Source organism: Arthrobacter sedimenti (genome assembly GCF_042652025.1).
Lineage (GTDB): Bacteria > Actinomycetota > Actinomycetes > Actinomycetales > Micrococcaceae > Arthrobacter > Arthrobacter sedimenti.
Genome location: NZ_JBHSDQ010000002.1, coordinates 330,946 through 353,366, shown reverse-complemented (window position 1 = coordinate 353,366; position 22,421 = coordinate 330,946). Strand labels below are relative to the sequence as shown.

Here is a 22,421-nt window from a genome sequence, read left to right as displayed (position 1 = left end):
ATGGCCAACAGCGCCGACACGCACTGCCCCTACTGCGCCCTGCAGTGCGCCATGACGCTCACCCCCGCTGCGGGACCGGTTCCGGTGGCACTTTCCACCCCCGCGGCTCCCCTTGACGTCCAGGGCCGGGACTTCCCCACCAACCGTGGCGGCCTGTGCCGCAAGGGCTGGACCTCAGCCAGCCTCCTAAACCACGGAGGCAGGATCACCGAGCCCCTGCTAAAGGGACCCGACGGCGTGCACCGGCCCATCGGCTGGGACCAGGCCCTGGACCTCGCCGCGCAGGCGGTGAGGGAGGCCCGCGCCCGGCATGGTGCGGACGCCGTCGGCGTGTTCGGCGGCGGCGGGCTCACCAATGAGAAGGCCTACATGCTGGGCAAGTTCGCCCGGCTGGCCCTTGGCACCTCGCGGATCGACTACAACGGAAGATTCTGCATGTCCTCCGCGGCGGCGGCCGGGATGCGGGCCTTTGGCGTGGACCGCGGCCTGCCCTTCCCGGTGGAAGCGCTGGATACCGCCAGCACCATCCTGATGCTCGGCTCGAACGTTGCCGAGACCATGCCGCCCTTCGTCCAGCACCTCAAGGGTGCGCGCGATGCCGGCGGGCTGATCGTGGTGGACCCGCGCCGTTCCGCCACTGCGGCTTTTACGGCCGACGGCGCTGGCCTCCACCTGCAACCGCTGCCCGGCACCGACCTCACCCTGCTGCTGGGACTCTCCCACGTGGTCATCCATGAAAACCTGGTGGACACCGCCTACGTCCAGGAGCGCACCTCCGGCTACAGCGCGGTGGTCCGCAGCGTGAACGCCTTCTGGCCCGAACGCGTCCAGTCGATCACCGGCGTCCCCGCAGAGCTGGTCCGGCAGACGGCCCGCATGCTTGCGGCCGGAGCCCGGGCGGGCGGAAGCTACATCCTCACCGGCCGAGGCGTGGAACAGCACGTGGACGGCACCGACACCGCCACCGCCGCCATCAACCTCAGCCTCCTGCTGGGCCTGCCGGGCACTGCCCGCAGCGGGTACGGCACCCTGACCGGCCAGGGCAACGGGCAGGGCGGCCGCGAGCACGGCCAAAAGGCGGACCAGCTCCCCGGCTACCGCAAGATCACCGACCCCGCCGCCCGCGCGCACGTCGCCGCCGTCTGGGGCGTCCCCGAGGACCTGATCCCCGGCCCCGGCCTCCCCGCCGTCCAGCTCCTGAAGTCCCTGGGAAAGTCCGACGGCGTGCAGTGCCTTTTCGTGCACGCGTCCAACATTGCCGTTGCAGCCCCTGACGCCAACGCCGTGATCCACGGGTTGCGAAGCCTGGACTTCCTGGTGGTCTGCGACTTCTTCCTGTCCGAGACCGCTGCGGAAGCGAACCTCATCCTCCCGGTGCTCCAGTGGGCGGAAGAGGACGGCACGCTCACCAACCTCGAGGGACGCGTCCTTCGCCGCCGCCGCGCCGTCTCCCCGCCCGCCGGCGCCCGCAGCGAGCTGTGGATCATGGCCCGCCTGGCCGAGCGGCTGGACGCGCCCTCCACCTACAGCGAGGACCCGGAAACGGTTTTCGAGGAGCTGCGGCGCGCCTCCGCGGGCGGCCCGGCGGACTACTCCGGCATCGACTACGCCATGCTGGACCGGGGCGAGGCCGCCTACTGGCCCTACCCGGCCGGCAGCACCGGAACGCCGCGGCTGTTCACGGGCCGCTTTGCGCACCCCGACGGCAAGGCGCGGCTGGTCCCGGTGGCGCCGCGCCGCCGTCGTACGCCCGATGCCAACCCCGGCCCCGCTGCCAAAGCCATGACCCTCATCACCGGCCGCCTCCTGGAGCACTACCAGTCCGGAGCCCAGACCCGCCGGGTGGCTGAACTCCTCGCGGCCCAGCCGGAGGCCACGGTGCAGCTCCACCCCGCGGCGGCCCACGCCATGGGCATTGGAGACGGCACCCTGGTCTCCGTGGTGAACAGCCGCGGTGAGGTGGTGTGCCGGGCCGAGCTCAGCACCGCCATCCGCCCCGAGACGGTCTTCCTGCCGTTCCACTTCCCGGGTGCCGAAAGCGCCAACCGGCTAACCGAAGCGGCCACCGATCCCGTCTCCGGAATGCCCGAATTCAAGTTCAACACCGTGTGGGTCCGGCCAGTGGCCGCACCTGATTCCGCCCGGATGCTGCAAACAACGGAGGCCTCATGAGCGAGCGGATTGTCATTGTGGGATTCGGTCCCGTGGCTGCCCGGCTGGTGGACGAACTGCTGCCCGCCGTGCACTCCGGCGACGTCAGGCTCACCGTGGTGGGGGCTGAAGCCGAAGCCGCCTACAACCGGGTGCTCGTGGCCGATCTCGGCGTCGGACGGACCACCGCCGACGCGCTGGCCCTTGCCGATGCTGCCGAGCTGGCCGCGCAGGGCGTGGACGTCCGCCTGGGTGTGCGGGTGAAGCGCATGGACAGGGCGCGGCAGCAGGTCCTGCTCGCGGACGGGGCGGCGGTCCACTACGACCGGCTGGTCCTCGCCACCGGATCCCGGCCAGTGATCCCCAACCTCACCGGCATCAACCCCGACCCCTCCACCCCTGTCCTTCCCGCGGGCGTCACGGCACTGCGGGACCTCCGCGACGCCGGCGTGCTGCGCGAGGCTGTGGACGGCGGCAAGCGGGTGGTGGTGCTGGGCGGCGGCGTGCTGGGCCTGGAAACGGCATTGGCCGCGGCGGAGGAAGGCGCCACCGTCACGGTGGTCCACAACGGCCCGCACCCGCTGGGCCGCAGCATCGACCGCGGCGGCGGAGCGGTCCTGGCTGCTGGCCTGCGGAGGTGCGGCGTCCGCGTGGCCGGCAACGCCCGCTCCACGGGGATTGAGCACAACGGGCCCGACGGCGGCTTCTCGGCCTTGCTGCTCGATGACGGGTCCGCGATTGACGGCGATCTCCTGGTCATCTCATGCGGTGTCCGTCCCCGGACCGAACTGGCCGAGGGATGCGGGCTGCCCACCGGCGCCGGGATCCTGGTGGACCACCGGTTGCGGGCGCACCACGAACCGCACATTTTTGCCATTGGTGATTGCGCCGAGGTCCGCTGCCCTGACCCGGCCTGCGCCGAATGCCGCAGTGCCAAGGGGCCCTCCGGGCTGGTGGGTCCGGGCTGGCGGCAGGCAGAGTGGCTTGGGGGCTACCTCACGCTCCTGGCGGAAGGGGCGGCTGCCCAGGCGGAACTCTTGCCTGCGCTCCCGCCGGAACAGCCCGGCGTCGTGGTCCTGAAGGCCCGCGGCATGAACATGGCCGTAGCCGGCGACAACTCGGCGGACCCCTGGGATGAGGAGGCCCTCACGGCGGGTGCCGCTACCGGCCGGCCGCGACTGCAGGTCTCCCAATGGGCCGACCCGGAGCACGGCCGGTACGTCAAGATGACCACGCGCGGGGGCGTCCTTGAAGGCCTGGTATCAGTGGGCATGCCGCGCACGGCCGCCGAGCTGGTGGGGCTCTTTGAACGCGGCGCTGAACTGCCCGCGGACCGGTCGCTGCTCCTGCGCTTGGACGGTCCGGACCAGCTGCCAGGCGCCGGCCCGGTGGATCCAGCCGGAACCGTGTGCCGGTGTGCCGGAGTGAGCGGGTCTGCCATCACGGCGGCGGTCTCGGCTGGCTGCGCCACCGTGGCGGACGTTTCCAAGGCCACCCGCGCGGGCACCGGCTGCGGTGGCTGCCACGAGGACATCAAGGGCCTCATCGAAGGGCACTTTTCCCCAGCCTTCCCCTAACCTCGCAAGCTCGGTCAGGGAACCCGGCGGCCGTGGCCCCACCCAGCCTTCCCCTAACCCCGCAAGCTCGGTCAGGGAACCATAGTTGACGGCGCATGAACAAGGCGGCGAAGGTAAAGGCACCACCAATGACTGGGCGGTGTTCCGGACTCCGCCCGCCCGTGACATCGAGTCGCGGCAGTTCACGACGAAAGGACACCGATGTCCCTCCTCGATTCCGCCCTTTGGGACGGCAACATCTACCTCAACGGCTGGCGCAAAGGCGGCGGCGGAACCGGAACCAGCGTTGAACCAGCCACCGGCGCGCAGCTGGGCAACTACGGAATCGCCTCCGTGGAGGACGTCCGGGAGGCTGCAACAGTGGCGGCGAAGGCCCAAAAGGACTGCGCCGCGCGCAACCCGGAGGAGCGCGCCGCCGTGCTGCGCCGCGCGGGCCGGCTCTGGGAGGAGCACGCCGCGGAGGTCCAGGACTGGATCGTCCGGGAATCGGGCGGCATTGCCCCCAAGGCTGGCCTGGAAACGCACATCGCCGCCAACGAATGCTTCGACGCTTCAGCGCTGCCCTCGCTGCCGGCCGGGGATGTGCTCACCTCCAACGAGAACCGCTGGTCCTTTGCCCGGCGCCGCCCTGTCGGCGTCGTCTCCGTGATCGCACCGTTCAACTTCCCGCTGATCCTCTCCATCCGCGCCGTCGCCCCTGCCCTGGCCTTGGGGAACGCGGTGCTGCTCAAACCGGACCCGCGGACCGCTGTCTGCGGAGGAGTCACCCTGATGCGGATCTTCGAGGAGGCCGGCCTGCCGCCCGGGCTGCTGTCGCTGCTGCCCGGCGGCGCAGACATCGGTGCCGCCGTGGTGGAGGCACCGGAAGTGCGCGTCATCGCCTTCACGGGCTCGACGGCGGCCGGCCGGAAGATCGGCGAAACCGCCGGACGCCTGCTCAAGCGCGCCCACCTGGAGCTTGGCGGCAACAACGCGCTGATCGTGCTGCCGGGCGCGGACCTGGCCAAGGCAGCGTCGGCCGCCGCGTTCGGATCGTTCATGCACCAGGGCCAGATCTGCATGGCAGCCGGCCGGCATATCGTGCACGAGGACATCTACGACGACTACGTCGCCGCGCTGTCCGAAAAGGCCGCCCACCTGCCGGTCGGTGACCCGAAGAGCGGCACCGTGGCGCTGGGACCGGTCATCGATGAGCGGCAGCTGCACCGCGTGGACGGCATCGTCCAGGAGGCGGTAAAGGGCGGCGCCCGCGTGGCAGCGGGCGGCACCCACGATGGGCGCTTCTACCAGCCCACGGTACTGGTGGACCTTAAGCAGGACAGTCCGGCCTGGAAAGATGAAATTTTTGGGCCCGTGGCCCCGGTAACCAGCTTCTCCACCGTGGAGGAAGCAGTGGCCCTGGCCAACGACAGCGAATACGGCCTGTCCATCGGCATCCTGGGTGACGTCGGCATGGCCATGACCATTGCAGACCAGCTGGACTCCGGCAAGGTCCATATCAACGAGCAAACAGTCTCGGACGAAGCCAATTCCCCGTTCGGCGGCATGAAGGATTCGGGCAACGGCTCACGGATCGGCGGCCACCACGCCAACATGGAGTCCTTCACCGAAATCCAGTGGCTCACCATGCGACCGGACATCGCCCCGTATCCGTTTTAAACACAGTTTCCCGCCAAGGCTTTCAAACCCCTTGGCGGGAAACTGTGGGGCTTCTAAGCCGTTGGTCCTGAATCGAACTCCCCACCGGCCACGGCCTCGGCGTACTCGGTGAGGTCCGGGCCCGGCTGGAAGTCCACGAACTGGCCCTTCAGCTTTTCAAACAGGAATTCGTACACCTTTTCCTTGCCGGCTCCGGACAGCGATGAAGCCGCCTCCCGGACCGCTTCCTGCAGTGCCCGGTCAGCATCCAGCAGGATTTTCTCCCGTGCCTGCTCGTTCCACTTGACGTCCTGCAGTTCCATGGGCCCCTCCTTGCGTCGACGGCTGGTACAGGAACGGCCGGGAACTTCATGGAAATTCCCGGCCGCGCCTGGTTCGAGTCTAGGCAGAGGGCCCCGGAGGGGTCCAGCCCCGCGTTTGGCGGGAGCCTTACATGTGGACGTGCAGGCGGCGGGCTGCCTCGGAAATGGAGCCGGTCAGCGACGGGTACACCGTGAAGGTGCTGGCGACGTCGTCCACGTGCAGTTTCTGCTTGACCGCGATGGAAATCGGGAAGATCAGTTCGGACGCGTTGGGTCCCACCACCACACCGCCGATCACGGTGCCGGAGCCCTTCCGCGCAAAGATCTTCACGAACCCGTCCTTGGCGTTGCGCATCTTGGCGCGGGCGTTGCTTTTCAGCGAGAGCTTGATGATGTCGGCCTGGTACTTGCCGGACTCGATCTCAGCCTCGGACACGCCAACGTTCGCGATTTCAGGCGAGGTGAAGATGTTGGATGCCACCTGGTGCAGCTTAAGCGGGGTAACGCCGTCGCCCATGAAGTGCGCCACGGCGATGCGGCCCTGCATCGCGGCCACGGAAGCCAGCGGAAGAACGCCCGTGCAGTCACCGGCAGCGTAGATGTTGGGGGCCGTGGTGCGGGACACGCCGTCCACCTTGATGTGGCCGCTGTCGCTGACCGCCACGCCCGCCTCCTCGAGGCCGATGCCGGCGGTGTTCGGGATGGAACCGAGGCACAGGAGGCAGTGGCTGCCGGTCACTTTGGTGCCGTCGGAGAGGGTGACCACCACGCCGTCGTCCGTGCGTTCGACGGTCTGCGCGCGGGAGCGGGACAGGACCCGGACGCCGCGGCGTTCGAAGACTTCCTCCAGGACCACTGCGGCGTCAACGTCCGAGCCCGGCAGCACGCGGTCACGGCTGGAGACCAGGGTGACCTTGGAGCCAAGGCCGTTGTAGGCGGAAGCGAATTCGGCGCCGGTCACGCCGGAGCCCACCACGATGAGTTCCTCAGGCAGTTCATCCAGGTTGTAGATCTGGGTCCAGTTCAGGATCCGTTCCCCGTCCGGGCGGGCGGTGTCCAGTTCGCGGGGGTGCGCACCCACGGCCAGCAGGACGGTGTCCGCTTCGATCGTCTCGGTGCCGTCCACGGTGAGGACCTCGATGGTGTGGCTGTCCAGGAGGCGGCCGGAACCGGCAATGATGCGGACGCCCTGCTTTTCGAGGCCGTCGCGGATGTCCTGGGACTGGGTGCGGGCCAGGGTGAGGAGGCGGTCGTTGATGTGCTTGAGGTCGGCGCGCATAACGGGAACGAAGTCGCCGCCGTCGACGTCGAACTTCACACCCAGCTCGCCGGCCTCCGCAACGCGCGTCATCAGGTCCGCCGTGGCGATGAGGGTCTTCGACGGAACCACGTCCGTCAGCACCGCGGAGCCGCCCAGGCCCGCGCGTTCGACGATGGTGACCGTGGCTCCGAGCGAGGCGGCCACCATGGCGGCTTCGTATCCGCCGGGACCACCTCCCAGGATTGCGATCCGGGGGGAACTGAAATCTGGGTGCGTAGTCACAGTCATCCATTCTCGCCCATTTACCGCCTGACCACCAAGAAAACAGGGCAGCCTGCGGGCCGCCGTGACAGGGGTAACAGTGCCGGCAGGATAACTTGTACTGGTGAGTACAACAGACTTCCTGAACACGGACCCGTTCGCCGCCGCCCGCGCCGCTGCAGACTATATTGCGGAAGAAACCGGAGTGGACCGCCATGACACCGCACTGGTCCTCGGCTCCGGCTGGGGCGAGGCCGCCGACCTGATCGGCGAGACCACCGCCACCCTGTCCGCCGAGGAAGTCCCCGGCTTTCACTCCCCCGCCGTCGAGGGTCACGTGGGCACCATCCGCTCCGTGCTGACCAAGGGCGGCAAGCGCGCCCTGGTCCTGGGCGCCCGCACCCACTACTACGAAGGCAAGGGCGTCCGCGCCGTGGTGCACGGCGTCCGGACCGCGGCAGCCGCAGGGTGCAACACCCTGGTCCTCACCAACGGCTGCGGCGGGCTCAACGAGGCCTGGGCCCCCGGCACACCGGTCCTGATCCGGGACCACATCAACCTCACCGCGGCCTCACCGCTGGAGGGGGCCACGTTCGTGGACCTGACGGACCTCTACTCACCCAGGATCCGCGGACTCGCCCGCGAAGTCGACCCCACCCTGGACGAAGGCGTCTACGCACAGTTCCCCGGCCCGCACTACGAGACCCCGGCGGAAGTGCAGTACGCCAAGCGGATCGGCGCCGACCTGATCGGCATGTCAACGGCGCTGGAGGCGATCGCCGGGCGGCACGCCGGGATGGAGGTGTTCGGCATTTCACTGGTCACCAACCTCGCCGCGGGCATCAGCCCCCAGCCGCTGAGCCACCAGGAAGTCCTTGAATCCGGCGAGGCTGCGGGGCCCCGCATCTCCAGGCTGCTGGCCGAAATCATCGCCCGGCTCTAGCAGGACCACGCACCCGGGTGCATCACGGCGGCCTGCAATGACGATAGCGTTGTGCCCATGACCACTGCCGATGCCGAACTCCGCCTGCCCGCCGAGGCCCGCGAATGGGCTGCCCAGGACCCGGATCCCGCAACCAGGGCGTCCCTCCTGGAGCTTGTCCGCCTTGCCGACGACGGCGATCCGGCGGCCCGGCAGGAACTGGAAGACAGCTTCCGCGGCACGCTGCAGTTCGGCACCGCGGGCCTGCGCGCCGCGCTTGGCCCCGGGCCCAACCGGATGAACCGGGTGGTGGTGCGCCGCGCCGCCGCGGGGCTCGCCGCCTTCCTTGTGGACGCCGTGGCCAAAGCGGCGGCCGGCACCCGGCCGCGCGCCGTCGTCGGCTATGACGCCCGGCATAATTCCGATGTCTTTGCGGAGGAGACGGCGGCGATCTTCACCGCGGCCGGCATCGAGACATTCCTGCTGCCTGCTGCCCTCCCCACTCCCCTGCTGGCCTACGCGGTCCGCGCCCTGGGCTGCGACGGCGGCGTCATGGTGACCGCCAGCCACAACCCGCCCCAGGACAACGGGTACAAGGTGTACCTGGGCCGGCACGCCGTGGCGGCTGATGGTGACGGTGCCCAGATCGTGGCCCCCTACGACGCCGAAATTGCCGCACGCATCAGCGCGGTGGGACCGCTGGAATCAATAGCACTGGCTGAGGACGGCTGGACCGTCCTGGACGGCTCGCTGGCCGCCGGGTACGAACGGACGACGGCGGCACTCGCCATGGCGGAGCGCTTCCCGGCCCGCGACCTGAAGATCGTCCTTACCCCGCTGCACGGTGTGGGCGGCGGCACTGCGCTGGACGTGCTGAACGCGGCAGGTTTCACGGATGTCACCGTGGTGGCCGAGCAGGCGGAACCGGACCCCGATTTTCCCACCGTCAGTTTTCCCAACCCGGAGGAACCGGGCGCGCTGGACCTTGCCCTGGAGGCGGCCGTGCGGCTGGACGCCGACATTGTCATCGCCAATGACCCCGACGCCGACAGGGCTGCAGTCGCGGCGAAAGACCCTGACACCGGCGCCTGGCGGATGCTCCGCGGCGATGAAGTGGGGTCACTGCTGGGCGCGCACATGGTGGCCCGGCTCGCGGACGGCGCCCCCGGCGACGAAGCCGACGGCCGGGGCGTCTTTGCCAATTCGATTGTTTCCTCCCGGCTGCTGGCCCGCATCGCCAATGCTGCCGGCTTCGCGCACCAGGAAACACTGACCGGATTCAAGTGGATCTCCCGCGTTCCCGGCCTGGTCTACGGGTACGAAGAGGCACTGGGATACTGCGTGGCGCCGGACCAGGTGAAGGACAAGGACGGCATCTCCGCCGCGGTCCTGATCGCCGAACTTGCCGCCACCGCCAAAGCGGCAGGCAAGACGGTCTTCGACACCCTGGATGAGCTGTACCTCCAGCACGGCCTGCACGCCAGCGACCAGCTCAGCATCAGGGTCGCGGACCTGGGACTGCTGGACGCCATGATGAACCGCCTGCGCGTTTCGCCGCCGGAAGCGTTTGGGCAGTCGGCAGTGGAGGTCTTCACCGACCTTGCCGAGGGAAGCGCCCAGTTGCCGCCCACCGAGGGCCTGCTCTACATCACCCGGAACCTGACGCGGGTGATCATCCGGCCCAGCGGCACGGAGCCCAAGCTCAAGTGCTACCTGGAGGTCATCCACCAGGTGGGATCCGCCGCGGAGCTGCCGGCCGCACGCCAGGCGGCCCGGGCTTCCCTGGACGAGGTCCTGCACGACGTCAGCGAAGCGCTGGGGCTGTAGCAGGTCCGTAAGCACGAAAAGGGGCGCCGGGCTTACTCAAAGCCCGGCGCCCCTTTTTGTTGGAGAAGCCTTACAGCTGCACCTCGACGAAGCCGCCGCTGAGCCTGGTGCTGTACGTGGCCAGGCGCAGCCCGGGGGTGCTGAAGCACTCGCCGGTTTCAAGGTCGTAGACCTCCTTGTGCAGCGGCGAGGCAATGGTGGGCCGGGTGCCTTTGGAGCCCAGGATGCCACGGGCCATCACGTGGGCCCCGGTGGCCGGGTCTTCGTGCGCCACTGCAAAAACTTCGTCGGGCCCGGTACGGAAGAGCGCCACCTGGCGGCCGGCAACCAGGGCAGCCTCGCCCCAGGCAGGTTCAAGGTCATCCACCGTGCAGACACGGTGCCAGCCGGCCTCAAATCCGGCGAGGTCTGATTCGGCGGCGAGCGCCCCAAGTTCCAGTGTTGCCGTCATGTCCGGCTCCTTTCCCTGTGCCTGTTGGTCCTTTCAGCCGCTGCATCTGCGGCCGTATCCCACGCTAGGGTCCGGGTGTTTCATCAGGGTGCGATGCATGTGTCGGGCGCGTAAAAGAGACCTAACCCGGGAGGAAATGCGTCCGTGATGCAGAAGTTAAGTTGACGAAACAATTGGGAAACTGAGGCGAAACTGCCCCTTCCTAGGCTGGAGGCACAAGCTGCAGAGCACCGTCTGCGGCCCATGCGAAAGGCCCACAGTGACCGAACAGACTTCAAGCACAGAGACTGCGCGCCGCATCGTCGTCGCCGGCGGCGGCCCCGCGGCCCACCGTTTTGCGGACGCCATGCATGCCCGGGGCCTCGACGGCTGGCAGGTCACTGTCCTCACCGAGGAAGCCCACCTTCCCTATGACCGGGTGGCGCTCTCCAAGGCCCTCACCGATACCGGCGTGGACCTCACCTTGGGCGCGGCTGCCATGTGGGATCACAATTCCGTGGTCCTGAAGACCGGCGAGCGCGTGGTGAAGATTAACGCCGCGGCGAAGACGGTGGAAACCGCCGCGGGGAACGCCTACCCGTACGACGAGCTCGTGGTGGCCACCGGCTCGGACCCGGTCCGCCTCCCCATTCCGGGCGCTCAGCACGCCCATGTCTACCGGACCCTCGAGGATGTCTGGGCCATCAATAAGGCAATTGCAAAGCTCACCGAAAAGCTTGGCCGCAAAATCAACGCCGTGACCATCGGCGGTGGCCTCCTGGGCCTCGAGTCGGCTGCCGGCACCGAGCAGCTGGGTGCCACCCCCGTGGTCATCAACGGTGCACCCTGGCTGATGAACACCCAGCTGGACGAGGGCGCCGGCCAGGCCCTGGGCCGCCTCATCGAGGCGAAGGGCTTCGAAGTGCACGGCGGTGTGTTCCCCAGCCAGATTTTGACGGACGACGACGGCCAGGTCACCGGAGTGCTGATGGCTGACGAACGCGTTATCCCGGCAGACCTGGTGATCGTGGCGGTCGGCGTCAGGCCCCGCGACGAGCTCTTCCGCGCGGCCGAGGGCGAGGAGCAGCTCTTCAGCCTGGGCCAGCGCGGCGGCGTTGTGATCAACGACTTCTGCGCCACCGAAGTCCCGGGCATCTGGGCCATCGGTGAAGTGGCCAACTTCGGCGGCATGTGCCTGGGCTTGGTGGCCCCCGCCAACACCATGGCCGAGATCGTCGCGGACCGCCTGCACGGCGGCGACGCCACCTTCCCCGGCTTCGACACGGCCACCAAGCTGAAGCTCTCCGGCGTGGACGTGGCCAGCTTCGGCGACGCCTTCGCCAGGACCGAACACGCCCTGGAGATCGTCTACGCCGACCCCGCCCGCGGCGTCTACCAGAAAATCGTGACCACAGATGACGCCAAGACTCTGCTGGGCGGCATCTTCGTTGGCGACGCCTCGCCCTATATGAGCCTGCGGCCGCTCCTGGGCCGCGAACTGCCCGCCGAGCCCGGCGCCTTCCTCAGCGCGGCAGGAGGCGGCGAAGCCCCCGAAACGGAGCTCCCGGACAACGCCACGTTGTGCTCCTGCAACAACGTAACTGCCGGAAGCATCCGCGACGCCATCAACGGCTGCGGCGCCTGTGAGGGCAACGCCCCGGTCCAGGAACTCGGTGAGCTGAAAGGCTGCACCCGCGCCGGCACCCAGTGCGGATCCTGCGTGCCCATGCTGAAGAAGCTGCTGGAAACCGAGCTCACCAAGTCCGGCGTCGAGGTTTCCAAGGCCCTCTGCGAGCACATCGAACTGTCCCGCCAGGAACTGTTCGACGCCATCCATGTCCTGGAGCTGACCTCCTTCGAAGAGATCATGGCCAAGTACGGTACCGGCGCCGGCTGCGACATCTGCAAGCCCACCATCGCCAACATCCTGGCCAGCCAGAACAGCGCCTACGTCCTGGACGCAGGGCGCGGCACCCTCCAGGACACCAACGACCGTGCCCTGGCCAACATGCAGAAGGACGGCACGTACTCGGTGGTCCCCCGCATCGCCGGCGGCGAGATCACCCCCAAGAAGCTTGGCGTCATTGCCGCCGTCGCCGAGAAGTACGGCCTGTACACCAAGATCACGGGCGGCCAGCGGATCGACATGTTCGGCGCCCGGCTGGAGCAGCTCCCCGAAATCTGGAAGGAACTGGTGGACGCCGGCTTCGAATCCGGCCAGGCGTACGGCAAGAGCCTGCGCACCGTGAAGTCCTGCGTCGGCTCCACCTGGTGCCGCTTCGGCGTGCAGGATTCGGTGGCCATGGCCATCAAGCTGGAACTGCGCTACCGCGGCCTGCGCAGCCCGCACAAGCTCAAGATGGGCGTCTCCGGCTGTGCCCGGGAATGCGCCGAGGCCCGCGGCAAGGACGTTGGGGTGATCGCCACCGCGGACGGCTGGAACCTGTACGTCGGCGGCAACGGCGGCGCCACTCCTGCCCATGCCCAGCTCCTGGCCAAGGACCTGGACGACGAGACCCTCATCAAGTACATCGACCGCTACTTCATGTACTACATCCGCACCGCTGACCGCCTGCAGCGCACGGCCAGGTGGCAGGAGGAGCTCGACGGCGGCATCAACCACGTCGAGGACGTGGTGGTCAAGGACACTCTGGGCATCGCCGAGGACCTCGAGGCAGCCATGGCCAAGCACGTGGACACCTACGTGGACGAATGGGCAGACACCCTGAAGGACCCGGAGCGGCTGCGCCGGTTCCGCTCCTTCGTCAATGCCCCGGACCAGAAGGACGACTCGATCAGCTTCGTCCCGGACGAGCGCGGCCAGATGCGTCCCGCCACCCCCGAGGAAAAGGGAAAGGTCCTGATCGGAGCCGCCATCCCGGTCCGCACATCAACGACGGACACCACGGAAAACGAGGCATAACCATGCAGCTCAGCATCGACCTCACCGGCCGGGACGTCCTGGTGGCCGGCTCCGCCACTGCAGCGCGGCAGGCGGTGCGCCGCTACGAAGCCGCGGGCGCCGTCGTGCACCGCCTGGAGACCCCGCACAGCGCCACCCTTACCCGACTGCCGGAGGAGTTGTTCCTGGTAGCCGCCGTCGCGGACGGACAGCCCGGCTGGGTCACGTTCCTGGACCGCTGCCGGGAAGCCGGCATCCCTGTTGCCGCGGAGCCTGCGGCAGGCTCTGCCGGCCACGTCACCCTGGTGGGCGGCGGTCCCGGCACCAGCGACCTGCTCACGGTGGCGGCCGTCAAGGCGCTCCGGGACGCCGACGTCGTCTTTTACGACCGCCTGGCCCCGTACCAGGAGCTGCCGCTGCTGACGTCCGCCAAGCTTGTCGACGTCGGCAAGAAGCCTGGGCACCACAAGGTCAGCCAGGCGGACATCGAAAAGCTGATGGTGGAAAGCGCGCTGGCGGGCAACAACGTGGTGCGCCTCAAGGGCGGGGACCCTTATGTGTTTGGCCGCGGCGGCGAAGAAGTGGCCGCCTGCGTCGCCGCCGGCGTCAAGGTCCAGGTAGTTTCCGGCGTCACCAGTGCCATCTCCGTTCCGGCCGCCGCAGGGATTCCTGTGACGCACCGCGAGGTCAGCCATCTGTTCACTGTGGTCTCCGGGCACGCCCCGCTCACGGAAAAGGAGCACGAACATCTGGCCGGCCTGGGCGGCACCATTGTGGTGCTCATGGGCATCGGCACCCTCCACCAGCTCGCGGCAGGGCTGCGACGCGCCGGCATGCGGCCGGACATGCCCATGGCCGTGGTGGAACGGGGCTACCGGCCCGGCCAGCGCACAACCATTGCGGACCTGGGCACCATCACCTCCGCTGCTGCCGGCTGCAGCAACCCCGCGGTGCTGGTCATCGGCGAGGTGGTCCGGGTGGCTGAAGCCAACCGGCAGCACGTCGGAGCCGCAGCGGACCTGGACAGGCTGGCGGCGTCGCTGCTGGGATCATGAAAGGATTGACCCCCATGACCGCACTTGCACCGGCCCACACGCCCCAGGCTGAAGAAGCAACCGATGCCGCCGAGTCACCGCTGGAGGGATTCCGCATCGGCGTCACCTCGGACCGGCGGTCCCGCGACCTCATCGAGGCCCTGGAACGGCGCGGCGCCGAAGTGCTGCACGCCCCCGCGCTGAAGATCGCCCCCGTCCAGGAAGACCTGCGCCTCATCGAGGACACCCGCGCCATCATCGCGGCCAAGCCGGACCTGTGCATCGCCACCACCGCCTACGGGATGCGCCGCTGGTGCGAGGCCGCGGATTCCTTCGGCATCGGCGACGAACTGCTGGAAACGCTCGGGAACTGCCGCATGTTCGTCCGGGGACCCAAAGCCCGCGGTGCCGTGCGCGCGGCCGGCCTTGCCGACGTCGGCATCAGCAGTGACGAAACCACCTCCACCCTGGTGGACATGCTGCTCGCTGAAGGCGTCCGCGGCAAAACCGTCGCCATGCAGCTGCACGGCTACACCGATGTCCGTCAGATCGAGCGGCTGCGGATGTCCGGCGCCACGGTCCTGACCGTCACGCCCTACCGCTGGGTCAAGCCCGAGGGCGAGGACCGGCTTCCGCGGCTGATCGAAGCCGCGTGCAGCGGCAACCTGGACGTCCTGACCTTTACCAGCGCCCCCGCAGTGGATGCGATGTGGAGCACCGCCCATGAGATGGGCCTCTACAAGCAGTTGGTGGAGAGCCTGAAACTGAACGTCACCACCGCCGTGGTGGGTCCCGTGACCGCGCAGCCGCTCCTGGACGCCGGCATCACGCCGCTGATCCCCGAACGGTTCCGCATGGGCGCCCTCATCCGCCTGGTGTGCGAGCACCTGGCACTGAACCACGTCCGCCGGCTGGAGACGCGCTCCGGAAACATCGAGCTTCGCGGCCGCTGCCTCCGCATTGACGGCCAACAGGTGGAACTGGCGCCCGCTCCCCTGCTGCTCCTGCGCGCCCTGCTTGGTGCCGACGGAGCGGTCCTGTCCCGTGAATCGCTCTCCGACCTGCTGGAACTCCGCGGATCAGTGCATGCGCTGGACATGACCGTGAGCCGGCTGCGCTCGTCCCTGCCGGACGGCAGGCTCATCGAAACGGTGGTCAAGCGCGGGTACCGGATCCGCATCTAAGCCCCATCTCGGGGGGGGTGCCGCGGAGTGGAATGTGTCCTGCGGCTGCCGGATGAGAGATGGGTCACGGGTTGTGTTACCGGCCGGTAAATACTGGCGAACACCGGGCCCTGAAACAGCAACTGCGGGGAAACCTGCCGGAAAAAGCGCAAGCCTACGCTGGGTTCCATCACAGAGTTCCGGCCGCCCCGCGGCCGCCAGCGAAAGGGCCAGCACATGTCCGCTCCGGCACCCTCCCAGTCCTCCTCCACCGCAACCCGCATCGTCATTGCCGGCGCCGGCCCGGCTGCCCAGGCCCTGGTGGCGCAGCTGGACAAGGCCAGGTTCACCGGCACCATCACTGTGCTGAGCAACCGCGACGACGCCCCCGAGGAACTGCTGGAGCTGGCCATGCTCCCCCAGGTCTCCGTCCGGTTCGGCCAGCCCGCCAGCCATATCGACGCCGCCAACCGCACGGTGGCCACTGCTGACGGGATGGAATTCGCCTACGACGAGCTGGTGATTGCCACCGGATCAGCCCCCGTGGCCGGCCCGGTGGACGGTGCCGCGCAGTGCCTGAGCTATGCCACCATCGACGACGCACCACGTGTCGCGAAAGGCGTGCAGAAGGTGGCCCGGGAGCTGGGCCGGCGCCCGGTGGGAATCCTGGTCGGGACCGGTGCGGCGGCAGGACAGGCCGAGGCAGTCCTGCGGGCCAAAGGCGTACGTCCCATCCGCACCACCGCCCGGCCGGCCGCCATCGTCCCTGCCGTCGTGTCCGGTCCAGCTTCCCGCGTATCCGCATCCGCGGTGGTCTTCGAAGACGGCAGCAGCATGACCGGGGACCTGGTCGTTTTAGCGGAGGAGCGCGTCTCCCGGGACGGCCTGGCGGCCAGCGCAGGCCTGCAGACGGCGGCAGCTGGCGGCATCGTCATCAGCCGCGACTACCGCACCTCGGTGCCGGGGATTTGGGCGATCGGGGACGCCGCAGCGTTCGACGGCGTGCGGCTGGGGCTGCTGGTGGCAGCCGCTTCGGCGGCGGGCACCTGTGCAACGCAACTGCTGTCGGCCGCTTCGGCTGCGCCGGCCCTGCAGGCGGCTGCCTGACAGGGGTGCCTGCGTGCCGGTGCCTGCTTTGGGTGCGCGCCGCTGTGACAAGATGGTTTCCGAAACCGAGTCAATGCCGGCCGCCCGGCCCTTCGAGAGGACCATCATGAGCAACGAAGCCACCGTGCACGCAGGCAACGCTGAGGCGGCCGGAGCCGCGAACATCGCCTCCTACATCGACCACACGCTGCTCAAGCCCGAAGCGTCGGAAGCCGACGTGCTGAAAGTGTGCGCAGAGGCGGCCGAGTACAAGTTCAAGTCCGTGTGCGTGAACCCGATTTGGGTCAAGACGGTCACCAAGGCGCTCAAGGGCTCGGGCGTCCTCACCTGCTCCGTGGTGGGCTTCCCCCTTGGGGCAACCCCCACGGACGTGAAGTCGTTCGAAGCCCGCGGCGCGGTGCTGGATGGCGCCGATGAGGTGGACATGGTGATCAACATTGCCGCCGCACGGGCGAACGACAAGGGCGCCCTGACGGACGATGTCGCTGCTGTGGCCGAGACCGTGCACGCGGGCGGGGCCATCCTGAAGGTCATCATCGAAACTGCCCTCCTGACGGACGAGCAGAAGGTGCTGGCCTGCCAGGCGGCGGTGGAGGGCGGAGCAGACTTCGTGAAAACCTCCACCGGCTTCAACGGCGGCGGTGCCACCGTGGAGGACGTGGCCCTGATGCGCAGGACAGTAGGCTCGGACCTGGGTGTCAAGGCCTCCGGTGGCGTACGGTCCCTCGCCGACGCGCAGGCTATGATTGCAGCAGGTGCAACACGAATTGGTGCCAGTTCCGGAATCGCCATCGTCAAGGGTGAACAGGGTTCAGCCGCGTACTGACCGGAAGCCGGAAACCGCAACAGACCAAGCCCCGCGGGGCCGAGGAGGAACACATGTCCAGCCAGATCAACCCGTCCAGCCGGGACACGGCGTCCAACCAGGAACATGTCCGTACCCCGCAGAACGAAAACAAGCTCGCGGGCAGCGTTATCCTCTTCGTGATCTGCTTCGCCCTGTTCCTCGGTGCCATCTACTCGCTGTCGTTCCTGAGCCTGGGCAACCCGTGGCCGATGGCCGTCTGCCTGGTCCTCTTCGCCCTGGCATTCTGGCTCCCGCAGACCATCTTCGGCCGTTCCGACTCAGCAGGCGAGCACTAGGCTTCACGCCCAGCCGTTAAGACACCAACGGACCCCGGACGCATCGTCCGGGGTCCGTTTTCGTATCAACGGTTCCGCTGCTAGAACCAGAGCCTGATCCAGGCACCCGCCGCAGCGGCCACGCGGCCCCAGTGGTGCTGGGCGATGGCCCAGCCTGCCATGGTCATGCCCACCATCGCGTAGGCGCTGACCGGGATCAGCACCAACCATTCCCGCTTCGAACCGGCCCGCCCCAGCAGGGGTACGGACAGGGCGCCGTTGGCCCGCCACACGTTCCGCAACAGCGGCATGCGGCGCAGCATTTTGGGCGGCCGGACCACCAGCGGCCAGAGCAGCGGCACTCCCCCAGTGGTGATGAGGTCGCCCACGATGTGCACCACCACCCCAATGAGCATCGATGTGGGCAGCCACGTCCACTGCTCCGGCGCGTAGACGGTGACCAGGCCGGCCATGACCAAAGCGAAGATCCAGTTGGAGATGAAGCCGCTTTTGGGAAAAAGCTTCAGCGCCTTCGCCGCGATGTTGATCAGGAACATGCACAGCAGGCCGGCGCCGACAGACAGACGCCCCCAGCCCGTGTCCATGTGGACCTGGGATGCCAGGCCGGCCAGGAACACGAACGCCGCCGCACCCAGAATGGAGTGCGTGCCCTGCCGGTGGCCGCCGCTGGCGTTTTCAATGCCGCGGGCGATCGCGTTGGACAGCGGCGGCAGCGCATGGGCCACCGTGCTTGAGCGGTGGTCCCAGTCGCAAACCAGGGCGGTGCCGGCAGTGACCATGCCGCCGATGAGGATCCCGGTGGGATCAAGCGGGTACCAGCCCAGGGTGTAGGGGCCGGTGGACGCAACAGCTACCCACGCCGCGGCTCCCGACGCGGCGTGGTGTCCTCCCATCAAGTGCTAACTCACCGCCAGTGGGGCGTCGGAGAAGATGTTCCGAATGACGCCGTTGGCCCACTCCAGGATTTCGGCGTCCTGCAGGTCCCGGCCCCCGATCCGCGCCGTCTTGGGCTTGGGAATGAGCACCGCGTCCAGCGCAGGCTTGGTCTGCGAACCCGGGTACATCCGGTTCAGGCGCATGGTCTTGGACTCCGGCAGCGTGGCCGGGGAGAACTTGATGAAGTTGCCCTGGAGCGCAACGTCGGACAGGCCGGCTTCGCGGGCGGCCACCCGGAACTGTGCCACGGCCACCAGGTTCTGTGCCGGCAGCGGAAGTTCGCCGTAGCGGTCCACCAGTTCTGCCTGGACCTCGTCGATGGCCTCGTTGGTGAGGGCCGCCGCGAGCTTCCGGTAGGCCTCCAGGCGCAGCCGCTCGCCGGGAACGTAGTCGTGCGGCAGGTGCGCGTTGACCGGCAGCTCGATCTTCATCTCCGCAGCCTTCTCCTCGGCCTCGCCGCGGAAATCCGCCACGGCCTCGCCCACAAGCCGGATGTACAGGTCGAAGCCCACCCCCTGGATGTGGCCGGACTGTTCACCGCCCAGCAGGTTGCCGGCGCCACGGATCTCCAGGTCCTTCATGGCCAGCTGCATGCCGGCGCCCAGTTCGTTGTGCGCCGCAACGGCCTTGAGCCGCTCCAGCGCCACCTCCCCCAGGGGCTTCTCCGCCGGGTACAGGAAGTACGCATACGCACGTTCCCGGCCACGGCCCACACGGCCGCGGAGCTGGTGCAGCTGGGACAGCCCGTATTTATCCGCACCGTCCACGATCAGCGTGTTGGCGTTGGAGATGTCCAGGCCGGTCTCAATGATGGTGGTGCACACCAGGACGTCGAAGCGCCGCTCCCAGAAGTCCACGATGATCTGCTCCAGGCGGCTCTCGGACATCTTGCCGTGCGCCACCTCCACCCGGGCTTCCGGGACCAATTCGCGGATCTTCGCCGCGGTCCGCTCAATGGTGGACACCCGGTTGTGGACCAGGAACACCTGCCCTTCGCGCATGAGTTCGCGGCGGATGGCGGCGGAGGTCTGCTTGTCAGTGTACGGGCCCACGTAGGTCAGCACCGGGTGCCGTTCCTCCGGCGGGGTGGCGAGCGTCGAGGTTTCCCGGATGCCGGTCAGGGACATCTCCAGGGTGCGGGGAATCGGGGTGGCACTCATGGCCAGCACGTCCACGTTGGTGCGCATCTTCTTCAGCGCCTCCTTGTGCTCCACGCCGAACCGCTGCTCTTCGTCCACGATCACCAAGCCGAGGTCCTTGAACTCGAAGTCCTTGGACAGCAGCCGGTGGGTGCCGATGACGATGTCCACGGCGCCGCTCTTGACCCCTTCGGCGGTTTCCTTGGACTCCTTTGCGGACTGGAAGCGGGATAGCGGCTTCACGCGAAGGGGGAAGCCGGAGAACCGTTCGGTGAAGGTTTCGTAGTGCTGCTGCGCCAGCAGCGTGGTGGGCACCAGCACCGCCACCTGCTTGCCGTCCTGGACGGCCTTGAACGCAGCCCGCACCGCGATCTCGGTCTTCCCGTAGCCCACGTCGCCGGATACCAGCCGGTCCATGGGGATTTCCCGCTCCATGTCCGCTTTGACCTCGTTAATGGTGGTCAGCTGGTCCGGCGTCTCCACGTACGGGAACGCCTCCTCCAGTTCGCGCTGCCATGGAGTGTCGGGGCCAAAGGCGTGGCCGCGGGAAGCCATGCGGGCCGAGTACAGCCGGATCAGTTCACCGGCGATCTCCTTGACGGCCTTGCGCGCCTTGGACTTGGTGCTGGCCCAGTCCGCGCCGCCCATCTTGCTCAGGACCGGGGTGTCCCCGCCCACGTAGCGGGTCACCTGGTCCAGTTGGTCCGTGGGGACGAACAGCCGGTCGCCGGGGGCGCCGCGCTTGGCCGGCGCGTATTCCAGCACCAGGTACTCGCGCACGCCGTCGCCGCCGCCGGCCACCTTGCGCTGGATGAGTTCCACGAACCGGCCGATGCCGTGCTGTTCGTGCACCACATGGTCCCCCGCCACCAACTGGAGGGGGTCGACGGCGTTGCGCCGCTTGGAGGGCATCCGCCGCATGTCCTTGGTGGACCCGGCGGAGGTGCGGCCCAGCAGGTCGGCTTCGGTGAGCAGGCCCAGTTTGAGCCCGTCCAGGACGAAGCCGCGGCCGACGGCGGCAGTGGTCACCTCGATGATGCCCGGCTGGGGTTCGTGGTCCAGGCTGTCCACCCGGGCGCAGGGAATGTCGTTTTCGTGGAACAGCTCCGCCAGGCGCTGGGCCGGGCCGGGGCCCTCGGTGGCCACCACGATCCGCCACTGGTCGCGCACGTGCGAGCCGATGAAGTCCATCATCTCGGCGACATCGCCCTGGTAGCCGCGGGGCTCCCGGGCGTGCAGGTTCAGCACGTCGATCTCGGGCAGCAGTTCCGCATCCTGCGCCAGCGAGGTGATGGACCACCAGGACACCCCGTGCGCCAGGGACGAGGACCGGGTTTCAGCCAGCGAGCGGAAGCTGGCCGAATGAAGCGCCGCACTGGCCTGGGAGCTGAGGTCCAAAGGTGCCGCCCCGCCGTCGGACGCGGTGGACCACGCGGCCTCAAGGAACTCCTCGTTGGTGGCAGCGAGGTCATGGGCCCGGGTGCGCACCTTTTCCGGTTCGATCACCACGGCAATGGAATCGGCCGGCAGCTGGTCCACGAACGGCACCATGGCATCCACCAGCACCGGCGCCAGGGACTCCATGCCTTCAACGGCGATGCCGCCTGCGATCTTTTCGAGCATGTCCGCCGCGGCCGGAAGCTGGGACTTGAGCGTGGCGGCGCGGGACATCACGGAAGGAGTGATGAGGATTTCGCGGCAGGGCGGTGCGTGCAGCTCCGTGGGGTGGTGCACGCCGGGCGCGGACAGCGAGCGCTGGTCGGCGACGGCGAACCAGCGCATCTGGTCCACCTCGTCGCCGAAGAACTCGACGCGGATGGGGTGGTCCTCCGTGGGCGGGAAGACGTCGATGATGCCGCCGCGGACGGCAAACTCGCCCCGGTGCGTCACCATGTCCACCCGGGCGTATGCGGCGTCGGCGAGGCTCTTCACCACGTTGGTGAACGGAACGTCCTGGCCCACCTTCAGCGTAACCGGAACAAGGTCGCCCAGCCCGGCCACCACGGGCTGGACCACGGCGCGGACGGGAGCGACGACGACGCGCAGCCGGCCCGCCGTCGAACTTTCCGGATGTGCCAGCCGGCGCAGCACGGAGAGCCGGCGGCCCACGGTGTCCGAGCGGGGCGAAAGCCGCTCGTGCGGGAGGGTCTCCCAGCTGGGGAACTCGGCCACCGCGTCCGCCGGAAGGTAGGCGCGCAGGGCGGCTGACAGGTCTTCGGCCTCGCGGCCGGTGGCCGTCACAGCAAGCACCACGCCCGGTTCTGCGCCCTCGGCGGCAGCGGCAAGCCCGTCCGCCATCTCCGCCAGTAGCACCGGGCGCAGGCCGGCCGGGGCGCTGATCTGGTAATCCTCGCCGCGGACGGCAAAGCCCCGGGCGGCCTCGGCGCGCACGCGGGCGAAGGTCGTGTCCGGCTCGAGCGCGCGGCGCAGTCCATCCAGCGAAGGGGTGGTGCTGGAGGTGCCCGTGCTGGATGTGCCGGCGGCGGACTGGCCGGGAAGACTCATGGCGGAAGCTCCTGTGGTGTTCATCGAAGACAAGCAGGCAACGCGAAAACCCGAAATTCGCTGCGAATCCCGGGTATACCCAGCCTACCGCGCAGGAACGAC

16 protein-coding genes are annotated in these 22,421 nt (G+C 68.5%); 11 read left to right on the top strand and 5 right to left on the bottom strand.

The features are described from left to right. The 3 genes from ACFO0G_RS06915 to ACFO0G_RS06905 all read left to right on the top strand — a co-directional run bounded on the left by ACFO0G_RS06915 (position 1) and on the right by ACFO0G_RS06905 (position 5,387). Complete coding sequence (locus tag ACFO0G_RS06915) at positions 1-2,172, top strand: molybdopterin oxidoreductase family protein (RefSeq protein ID WP_376976878.1); 2,172 nt, start codon at positions 1-3, stop codon at positions 2,170-2,172. Continuing rightward, positions 2,169-3,728: an FAD-dependent oxidoreductase gene (locus ACFO0G_RS06910; protein ID WP_376976877.1), complete on the top strand. Its 1,560-nt coding sequence runs from the start codon at positions 2,169-2,171 to the stop codon at positions 3,726-3,728. The genes ACFO0G_RS06915 and ACFO0G_RS06910 overlap by 4 nt, the downstream gene beginning before the upstream one ends. Before the next feature lie 201 nt (positions 3,729-3,929). Then, on the top strand, positions 3,930-5,387 hold the full coding sequence (locus ACFO0G_RS06905) for a benzaldehyde dehydrogenase (RefSeq protein WP_376976876.1): 1,458 nt from the start codon (positions 3,930-3,932) through the stop codon (positions 5,385-5,387). A 53-nt stretch (positions 5,388-5,440) separates the two neighbouring features. On the opposite strand, the gene ACFO0G_RS06900 is transcribed toward ACFO0G_RS06905, so the two are convergent. Both ACFO0G_RS06900 and ACFO0G_RS06895 read right to left on the bottom strand, forming a co-directional pair. Beyond that, complete coding sequence (locus ACFO0G_RS06900; protein WP_376976875.1) at positions 5,441-5,689, bottom strand: hypothetical protein; 249 nt, start codon at positions 5,687-5,689, stop codon at positions 5,441-5,443. Between the two features lie 127 nt (positions 5,690-5,816). Continuing rightward, a complete protein-coding gene (locus tag ACFO0G_RS06895) occupies positions 5,817-7,232 on the bottom strand; it encodes an NAD(P)H-quinone dehydrogenase (protein ID WP_286402922.1) in 1,416 nt (471 codons plus the stop codon). Positions 7,233-7,335: 103 nt separating this feature from the next. On the opposite strand from ACFO0G_RS06895, the gene ACFO0G_RS06890 reads away from it, so the two are divergent. Together ACFO0G_RS06890 and ACFO0G_RS06885 are read left to right on the top strand one after the other, a co-directional pair. After that, on the top strand, positions 7,336-8,154 hold the full coding sequence (locus ACFO0G_RS06890) for a purine-nucleoside phosphorylase (protein WP_286402920.1): 819 nt from the start codon (positions 7,336-7,338) through the stop codon (positions 8,152-8,154). 57 nt (positions 8,155-8,211) lie between these two features. Then, positions 8,212-9,960 carry a phospho-sugar mutase gene (locus tag ACFO0G_RS06885; RefSeq protein WP_376976874.1) on the top strand — a complete coding sequence of 583 codons (1,749 nt, stop codon included), beginning with the start codon at positions 8,212-8,214 and terminating at the stop codon, positions 9,958-9,960. A 70-nt stretch (positions 9,961-10,030) separates the two neighbouring features. Here the strand turns inward: ACFO0G_RS06885 and nirD are convergent, their stop codons facing one another. Further along, positions 10,031-10,411 carry a nitrite reductase small subunit NirD gene (nirD, locus tag ACFO0G_RS06880; protein WP_286402916.1) on the bottom strand — a complete coding sequence of 127 codons (381 nt, stop codon included), beginning with the start codon at positions 10,409-10,411 and terminating at the stop codon, positions 10,031-10,033. A gap of 259 nt (positions 10,412-10,670) precedes the next feature. Between nirD and nirB the strand changes: the two genes are divergently transcribed. From nirB to ACFO0G_RS06850, 6 genes are all read left to right on the top strand, one after another. Beyond that, the gene (gene nirB, locus ACFO0G_RS06875) at positions 10,671-13,313 is read left to right on the top strand and encodes a nitrite reductase large subunit NirB (protein WP_376976873.1); all 2,643 of its coding nucleotides are present in this window, start codon (positions 10,671-10,673) and stop codon (positions 13,311-13,313) included. Positions 13,314-13,315: 2 nt separating this feature from the next. Then, complete coding sequence (gene cobA / locus ACFO0G_RS06870) at positions 13,316-14,347, top strand: uroporphyrinogen-III C-methyltransferase (RefSeq protein WP_286402913.1); 1,032 nt, start codon at positions 13,316-13,318, stop codon at positions 14,345-14,347. Positions 14,348-14,361: 14 nt separating this feature from the next. Beyond that, on the top strand, positions 14,362-15,510 hold the full coding sequence (locus ACFO0G_RS06865) for a uroporphyrinogen-III synthase (RefSeq protein WP_376976872.1): 1,149 nt from the start codon (positions 14,362-14,364) through the stop codon (positions 15,508-15,510). Between the two features lie 216 nt (positions 15,511-15,726). Continuing rightward, positions 15,727-16,596 carry an FAD-dependent oxidoreductase gene (locus ACFO0G_RS06860; RefSeq protein ID WP_376976871.1) on the top strand — a complete coding sequence of 290 codons (870 nt, stop codon included), beginning with the start codon at positions 15,727-15,729 and terminating at the stop codon, positions 16,594-16,596. A 106-nt stretch (positions 16,597-16,702) separates the two neighbouring features. Continuing rightward, positions 16,703-17,422, top strand: a complete 720-nt coding sequence (deoC, locus tag ACFO0G_RS06855) for a deoxyribose-phosphate aldolase (protein WP_376976870.1) — start codon at positions 16,703-16,705, stop codon at positions 17,420-17,422. A 53-nt stretch (positions 17,423-17,475) separates the two neighbouring features. Next, positions 17,476-17,739, top strand: a complete 264-nt coding sequence (locus tag ACFO0G_RS06850; RefSeq protein WP_286402907.1) for a hypothetical protein — start codon at positions 17,476-17,478, stop codon at positions 17,737-17,739. 80 nt (positions 17,740-17,819) lie between these two features. Here the strand turns inward: ACFO0G_RS06850 and ACFO0G_RS06845 are convergent, their stop codons facing one another. Continuing rightward, positions 17,820-18,632 (bottom strand): metal-dependent hydrolase, encoded by an 813-nt coding sequence (locus ACFO0G_RS06845; RefSeq protein ID WP_376976869.1) that lies wholly within the window; start codon positions 18,630-18,632, stop codon positions 17,820-17,822. A gap of 6 nt (positions 18,633-18,638) precedes the next feature. After that, the gene (gene mfd, locus ACFO0G_RS06840) at positions 18,639-22,319 is read right to left on the bottom strand and encodes a transcription-repair coupling factor (protein ID WP_376976868.1); all 3,681 of its coding nucleotides are present in this window, start codon (positions 22,317-22,319) and stop codon (positions 18,639-18,641) included. Positions 22,320-22,421: the final 102 nt, after the last annotated feature.

Excerpts from the sequence above, each read along its gene's own strand:
- ACFO0G_RS06915 (WP_376976878.1), top strand. The coding sequence starts at position 1 with ATGGCCAACAGCGCCGACACGCACTGCCCCTACTGCGCCCTGCAGTGC.
- ACFO0G_RS06910 (WP_376976877.1), top strand. The coding sequence starts at position 2,169 with ATGAGCGAGCGGATTGTCATTGTGGGATTCGGTCCCGTGGCTGCCCGG.
- ACFO0G_RS06905 (WP_376976876.1), top strand. The coding sequence starts at position 3,930 with ATGTCCCTCCTCGATTCCGCCCTTTGGGACGGCAACATCTACCTCAAC.
- ACFO0G_RS06900 (WP_376976875.1), bottom strand. The coding sequence starts at position 5,689 with ATGGAACTGCAGGACGTCAAGTGGAACGAGCAGGCACGGGAGAAAATC.
- ACFO0G_RS06885 (WP_376976874.1), top strand. The coding sequence starts at position 8,212 with ATGACCACTGCCGATGCCGAACTCCGCCTGCCCGCCGAGGCCCGCGAA.
- nirD (WP_286402916.1), bottom strand. The coding sequence starts at position 10,411 with ATGACGGCAACACTGGAACTTGGGGCGCTCGCCGCCGAATCAGACCTC.
- cobA (WP_286402913.1), top strand. The coding sequence starts at position 13,316 with ATGCAGCTCAGCATCGACCTCACCGGCCGGGACGTCCTGGTGGCCGGC.
- ACFO0G_RS06865 (WP_376976872.1), top strand. The coding sequence starts at position 14,362 with ATGACCGCACTTGCACCGGCCCACACGCCCCAGGCTGAAGAAGCAACC.
- ACFO0G_RS06860 (WP_376976871.1), top strand. The coding sequence starts at position 15,727 with ATGTCCGCTCCGGCACCCTCCCAGTCCTCCTCCACCGCAACCCGCATC.
- deoC (WP_376976870.1), top strand. The coding sequence starts at position 16,703 with ATGAGCAACGAAGCCACCGTGCACGCAGGCAACGCTGAGGCGGCCGGA.
- ACFO0G_RS06850 (WP_286402907.1), top strand. The coding sequence starts at position 17,476 with ATGTCCAGCCAGATCAACCCGTCCAGCCGGGACACGGCGTCCAACCAG.
- ACFO0G_RS06845 (WP_376976869.1), bottom strand. The coding sequence starts at position 18,632 with ATGGGAGGACACCACGCCGCGTCGGGAGCCGCGGCGTGGGTAGCTGTT.
- mfd (WP_376976868.1), bottom strand. The coding sequence starts at position 22,319 with ATGAGTCTTCCCGGCCAGTCCGCCGCCGGCACATCCAGCACGGGCACC.